Annotated in this window: 6 protein-coding genes; 5 read left to right on the top strand and 1 reads right to left on the bottom strand. The window is 46.3% G+C overall.

Features of this window, described 5'->3' with window-relative positions:
* Nucleotides 1-71 precede the first annotated feature (71 nt).
* A complete protein-coding gene (locus QUA03_RS26735) occupies nt 72-464 on the bottom strand; it encodes a Fur family transcriptional regulator (protein ID WP_333216460.1) in 393 nt (130 codons plus the stop codon).
* Between the two features lie 143 nt (nt 465-607).
* Between QUA03_RS26735 and purS the strand changes: the two genes are divergently transcribed.
* From purS to QUA03_RS26710, 5 genes are all read left to right on the top strand, one after another.
* Entirely contained in the window at nt 608-892 is a 285-nt protein-coding gene (gene purS, locus QUA03_RS26730; protein ID WP_333042010.1) for a phosphoribosylformylglycinamidine synthase subunit PurS, read from the top strand.
* A gap of 324 nt (nt 893-1,216) precedes the next feature.
* Complete coding sequence (gene purQ / locus QUA03_RS26725) at nt 1,217-1,918, top strand: phosphoribosylformylglycinamidine synthase subunit PurQ (RefSeq protein ID WP_333216458.1); 702 nt, start codon at nt 1,217-1,219, stop codon at nt 1,916-1,918.
* Nucleotides 1,919-2,176: 258 nt separating this feature from the next.
* Nucleotides 2,177-2,980 (top strand): DUF4058 family protein, encoded by an 804-nt coding sequence (locus QUA03_RS26720; RefSeq protein WP_333216456.1) that lies wholly within the window; start codon nt 2,177-2,179, stop codon nt 2,978-2,980.
* Between the two features lie 138 nt (nt 2,981-3,118).
* Nucleotides 3,119-5,164 carry an ATP-binding protein gene (locus QUA03_RS26715; protein ID WP_333216454.1) on the top strand — a complete coding sequence of 682 codons (2,046 nt, stop codon included), beginning with the start codon at nt 3,119-3,121 and terminating at the stop codon, nt 5,162-5,164.
* Nucleotides 5,157-6,072, top strand: a 916-nt coding sequence (locus tag QUA03_RS26710; RefSeq protein WP_445304875.1) for a WD40 repeat domain-containing protein, incomplete at its 3' end; no start/stop codon positions are given. The genes QUA03_RS26715 and QUA03_RS26710, both read left to right, overlap by 8 nt.

Genomic DNA, 6,072 nt, shown 5'->3' with positions numbered 1-6,072 from the left:
GTCCAAAAAGGACGGGCGGGACGCCCATCCCACAATAACAATTAAAATTGTAAGTTATTTAATTCGCGATCCTAAGATTCTTGAGCCAAAGTACATCGATCACACAATCCGAAAAACTCCAAAGTGTGATAATAAATCTTGAAAGAATGAGATTGTTGTAGTTGGCTTTCTAAGTGGTGGACGGGGCATTCGTCGATCGTAATGGAGGTGCCACATTCCAGACAAGTTAAGTGATGTTGGTCTTGGTGGGCGGCACCGTAGAGAGATTCTCCACTAGCAAGCGTTCTGACCTGAACGAACCCCTCTCGCTTTAAACCGTCGAGGGAGCGGTAAACTGTTGCTAGGCCCATGCTGTGGTCGCTGTTACGCAGTTCTAAGTAAATATCTTGCGCTGAGAGCGATCGATTCAAGTGCTTGAGCAAGTGTAAAATACGCTCCTGACTGCGGGTGCGGTTGGTTCTCATAATTTTTTTGTGTAATCTGCTAGAGTCAAATCAGTCCCTGTTTCTAGGCTATCTTACTTGGGCGAACCAAAGGGCGATCGGCGCGCAGCTCGGTTGTAGAATACAATGGGGCTAACTTTCACATCACCTACCGCAACATTCCCGTGACTCAGAAATATCTTGCCCAAATCTATGTTACCCTCCGCCCTTCGGTTTTAGATCCCGCCGGCACTGCCGTACAGTCTGGTTTGCAACACATGGGATACGACAATGTTGAGCGTGTGCGAATCGGGAAGTACGTTGAATTGACGCTGACTGCTGCTGGTGAGTCGGAGGCCCGCGAACAACTCGATCGCGTTTGCGACCAACTTTTGGCTAATCCAGTGATTGAAAATTATCGCTTTGATTTGACTGAAATTCCTGTTGCTGTGGAGACAGCGGCGGCATAAATGCGATCGCCCGTAGGGTGTTTTTAAAGCCGGAGATCCCCCCTAACCCCCCTTAATAAGGGGGGGACAAGAGGGTTTTGAAAGTCTTTGTTAAAAAGCGGGGACAAGAGCATTCAAAGTCTTCGTTAAAAACACAAGAACTACAACGACTCAAAGTCCCCCTTCTTAAGGGGGATTTAGGGGGATCGAGACTTCGATACAAGGGAGAAAAACATAAGATTTTAGTCTTATGTTGACACCTCTTCCTGACACCTCTTCCTGACATCCGTTACATCCGTTACATAATCCGTTGCCGAACTTCCTTCTTCCTTCTTCCTTCAGCTTATGAAATTTGGAGTTATTGTTTTTCCGGGTTCAAATTGCGATCGCGATGTGGTGTGGGTGACTCAAGGGTTACTTCACCAACCGACGCGGATGATTTGGCACGAAGATACCGACATTTCGGATATTGATATCATTGTAATTCCCGGTGGTTTCAGTTACGGAGATTATTTGCGGTGCGGCGCGATCGCCCGTTTTTCTCCGGCGATGCGGGCTACTGCGGAACACGCTAAACAAGGAAAGCTTGTATTAGGCATCTGCAACGGTTTTCAGGTGTTGACTGAAGCTGGTTTGTTGCCAGGTGCTCTGGTGCGGAATGCGGGATTAAATTTTATTTGCGATCGCGCTTCTTTGAAAGTCGAACGCGGTAATACTCGTTGGACTGCGGCTTATACTTCCGGTGAAATCATCGATTTGCCGATCGCCCACGGTGAAGGCAACTATTATGCCGATGCCGATACTTTAGCAGAACTAGAAGAGCACGAGCAAGTGCTGTTTCGCTACTGCACAGAGGCTGGCAAAATTAGCGATGCTGGCAATCCCAACGGTTCGTTAAATAATATTGCCGGTATTTGCAATCGCCAAGGCAATGTGTTAGGAATGATGCCGCATCCTGAGAGGGCATCCGATCCGATGCTGGGCGAAACTGATGGGGTTAAATTGTTTCAAGGGTTATTGATGGCAAGTGTTGCTGCTGTTTTGTAGTGGATATTTGGGGTGTCTATGGTTTTAGGAACAGGCAAGATGCCTGTTGCACAACAGATAAAATTCATCTACAAATAGACATCTCCAATAATTACTGTGGAACAGGCATCCTGCCTGTTTTTGACAAGCTTTAACTGGTTCCCAGCCTCCAGTCTGGGAACCTATATCCAGAGGCTCTGCCTCGCTTTAAAGCGACGAACCCTACAAAATTAAAAATGCTAAAATGATTTGAAAGTCAATACATTGGAGAACAGTCCTATGCCTTCACCTTTTCCTGGAATGGACCCCTACTTAGAACACCCCGATTTCTGGCAGGAAACTCACAATAGATTGATTATCGCGATCGCGGATACCATCATGCCTCAAATTCGCCCTAAATATGAGGTGGCAATTGACAAACGAATCTATGAAATTACCGATCTACATGAAAGTAACGACGAGTCTCTTTTAGTAGGTATCCCCGATGTCGCGATTAAGCGTCAATCTAATAACCAGAATATTCCTACAGGTTCAGTTGCCACTGTAAGTATAACACTTCCGACTACCGTTAAAGTGCCTGCTCCTGAAAAAATTAAACAGACTTACCTGGAAGTGCGAGAAATGGCAACTAAACAAGTTGTCACTGCAATTGAGATTCTTTCTCCTGTGAACAAACGTAGTGGAGAAGGAAGAATTACTTATCTCAAAAAACGCCAGACTATTTTAGGTAGCTTAACCAACTTAGTCGAAATTGATTTACTACGAAAATGGGAATCTATGCCCATTCTTAATCATTCTATTCAAAGCGATTATCGGGTTTTGGTCAGTCCTAGTAATCGCCGTCCGTTTGCCGAACTTTATGCTTTTAATCTCCGCGATTCTCTACCTATATTTCCGCTTCCCTTGCGTGAGGAAGATGTAGAACCTATTGTTAATTTACCAGAAATATTTGCAGGTATTTACGATCGCGCTGGCTATGATTATCGGATCGACTATAATCGAGAACCCGTACCGTCTCTATCGGAAGAAGATCGGGTTTGGGCTACCCAAATTTTGCAAGAAAAAGAACTTCGAGATAATTAATTATATTTTACTTTATATTCTAGGGTGCGTCGCGATCGACAATCTCTAAATTAACTTGAAATTTTCGCAGCGACGGACTAAACGGCAGCCGACAAGATATAATTACTACCAACTTTTAAAAAGAGGAATATTTATTTTATGCCACTAATGTACTTAGCTAATTTTAAAACTAGGGTAATTGGATGCAGTGCGGTGATGGCTATTGGACAAGTTATTTCAAATGCGATCGCCAATCCGGCAACTCAAGCAGCAGCGGGTATTATTGGCGGCCCGATCGCACTTGGGGGAGTTTCTATCTTAGCAGCGATTGCTGGTAGTATGGCTGAGACTATAGCCGCTGATGAACTGGCAAATCGGATGACGGAAGGGTTGAGCAAAAATCCGAGGATTCTCGATAATCACGATTTGATTAAGGCGGCGGGTGAGGCGATCGGCTATATTTTGAGAGAGGTTGCGAAGTCCGATCGCCTAATTGCGATCGCCGAAACCAAAAATTTGCTTTATCCAGAAACAGCACTCAGTCAATTAGCCGAGAAAACTCCTGAATACTGGCTGGATATTAACACGAATACAGCCGATTTGTCAAGGGGTTTAAATATTTCCGAAGACCAGTTAACCAAGATTTTTTCTGCGGATGCGGAGGAGTTCGATCGAGTTACCGGATTGACAACGGCAGATTGGGCCACTTTCCTCAACGAATTCGCGGCCAGCGAGGGCAAATCCTTCGATGCGGAAATTGTGGAATTTGTGGCGGACAAGCTGTACGCAACTTTCCCGAAAGCGTACCGCGAAGTGCTGAAACTGGATGCGGCGAAGGGAGGAGAAAAGTTTGCGGCGATGCTGTTGAATCTGCACCAAATTGCTTTGGCGGAACTGAGAGATTTGGGGCTGCAAAATGGGGAAATTCTGCACAAATTGGAGGCCGTGGCAACTGGGCAGCAGATTTGTCAAGTGATGGGGAAATTGGAATCCATAGAAATTGGCATCCGATCCGATTTGGCGCAAGTTCAGAATTTGCTGGAACGATTTGTTGATACTTCCGCGCCCCGATTGCCGCTTCCCTACGAGTGCGAAACGATTATTGCCGACCGGACTCAAGACTTTACCGGTCGCCGATTTGTATTTGAAGCAATTGCCGAATTCTTGCAGAAAAATCCCAAAGGATATTTTGTTTTAGAAGCAGATCCGGGTGTCGGGAAAAGTTCAATCATGGCAAAGTTAGTGCTGCTGATGAAGCGGCGCTGTGTAGTCCATTTTAACTCGCAATCTCAAGGCACGGTTAAGGCAAAGCAATTTCTGGAAAATGCCTGCACTCAGTTAATTCAAGCCTTTAAACTGGATTACCCAAAATTGCCCGAAAATGCAACTACAGATGGCAATTTTTTCAGTCGATTGTTGGGGGAAATCAGTGCTAAATTGGGCGGGAAAAAGTTAGTTTGTGTTGTGGATGCGCTCGATGAAGTCGATCGGAGCGATCATGGGCGGGGCAGCAATGTCCTCTATTTGCCAGATGCTTTGCCGGATAATGTTTATTTTATTGTCTCGAAGCGACCGGAATCTCTGCCTTTGCCAAATCATCAGGTTTTTGATTTGATGCAGTACAGTGCAGAAAGTTTGGCGGATGTCAAGCTTTATATTGACAAACGCACCAGCAACAGCGCGTCAATTCAGAGTTGGATTAACCGGCAAAATTTGCAGCGAGATCAGTTTGTGGCGGCGGTGGCGGAAAAAAGCCAGAATAATTTTATGTACCTCCGCTATGTGCTCAATGATATCGATAGCGGCAAGTACAGCGATGTGACTTTGGAAGATTTGCCGAGGGAGTTGGAAGGATATTATGAGAAGCATTGGGCGCGGATGGAAATGGCGGTTAAAGATAAAGAATTGCGCCGCCGCAAGTTGAAGGTGATTTATTTGTTGACAAAAACTCGTAAGCCTGTTTCCTGCGATATTTTGGCGGATTTTGCTGAGGAAGATGCTTTAGATTTGCAGGAAGTTCTGGATGATTGGGAACAGTTTCTGCGCCGTAGCAGCGACACTCCCCCAGATTACAGTATCTATCACGCGAGTTTCCAAAGATTTCTGCATCGTAAGGATGTAGTGCAGAAAGCTGGGGTTTCGCTGCGGGATATCGAAACGGCGATTTCTGATAATTTGTGGGAGGATTTGTACGGCGATGGGTAAGTTTAAAGAACGGTTGGGGAAAATGTCGCCGCAAAAGCGGCTTTATGCTTTGGAAACTCTGCCGGGGCATTTGGCGGAGAGTGTTCAAGGGGAACGGCTGCATCAGTTGTTGACGGATTTTGATTTTATTGAGGCGAAGTTGGATGCGATCGGGGTACAAGCGTTAATTGAGGATTACGATTTGGCGAGGGTTTCTGATGTTTTGTTGTCGGAGGGGCAAGGGAAAATGCTGAAGTTGATTCAAGGGGGAATTCGGAAGTCGGCGCACGTTTTGGATAGCGATAAAACGCAATTGGTTGAGCATTTGTGGGGAAGGTTGCTGGATTTTGAAGTGCCCCAGATTCAAGGGATCTTGGAACAGGCGCGGCAATCGAAAGATAGTGTATGGCTGCGGCCTTTGAGGGGTAATTTAGAACGGGCAAATGAAGGAGCGCTGCGGACACTTGCCGGTCATAGTGACTCGGTAAGAGCAGTGGCGATCGCACCAGACGGCAAAACCGCGATTTCCGCTTCCGATGATAACACCCTGAAAATCTGGGACACCGAGACAGGCACCGAACTTAGAACCCTCAGCGGTCATAGTAACTCGGTATTAGCAGTGGCGATCGCACCAGACGGTAAAACAGCGATTTCCGCTTCCGATGATAACACCCTGAAAATCTGGGACACCGAGACAGGCACCGAACTTAGAACTCTCACCGGTCATACTGACCCGGTAAGGGCAGTGGCGATCGCACCAGACGGTAAAACCGCGATTTCCGGTTCATGGGATAAAACCCTGAAAATCTGGGACACCAAGACAGGCACCGAACTTAGAACTCTCACCGGTCATACTGACCTGGTAAGGGCAGTGGCGATCGCACTAGACGGCAAAACCGCGATTTCCGCTTCATACGATAACACCCTGA

The sequence above is a fragment of the Microcoleus sp. S36b_A4 genome, from assembly GCF_036700645.1.
GTDB lineage: Bacteria > Cyanobacteriota > Cyanobacteriia > Cyanobacteriales > Microcoleaceae > Microcoleus.
Note: the sequence above shows the minus strand (reverse complement) of the source record. Positions and strands in the feature narration are given on the sequence as shown.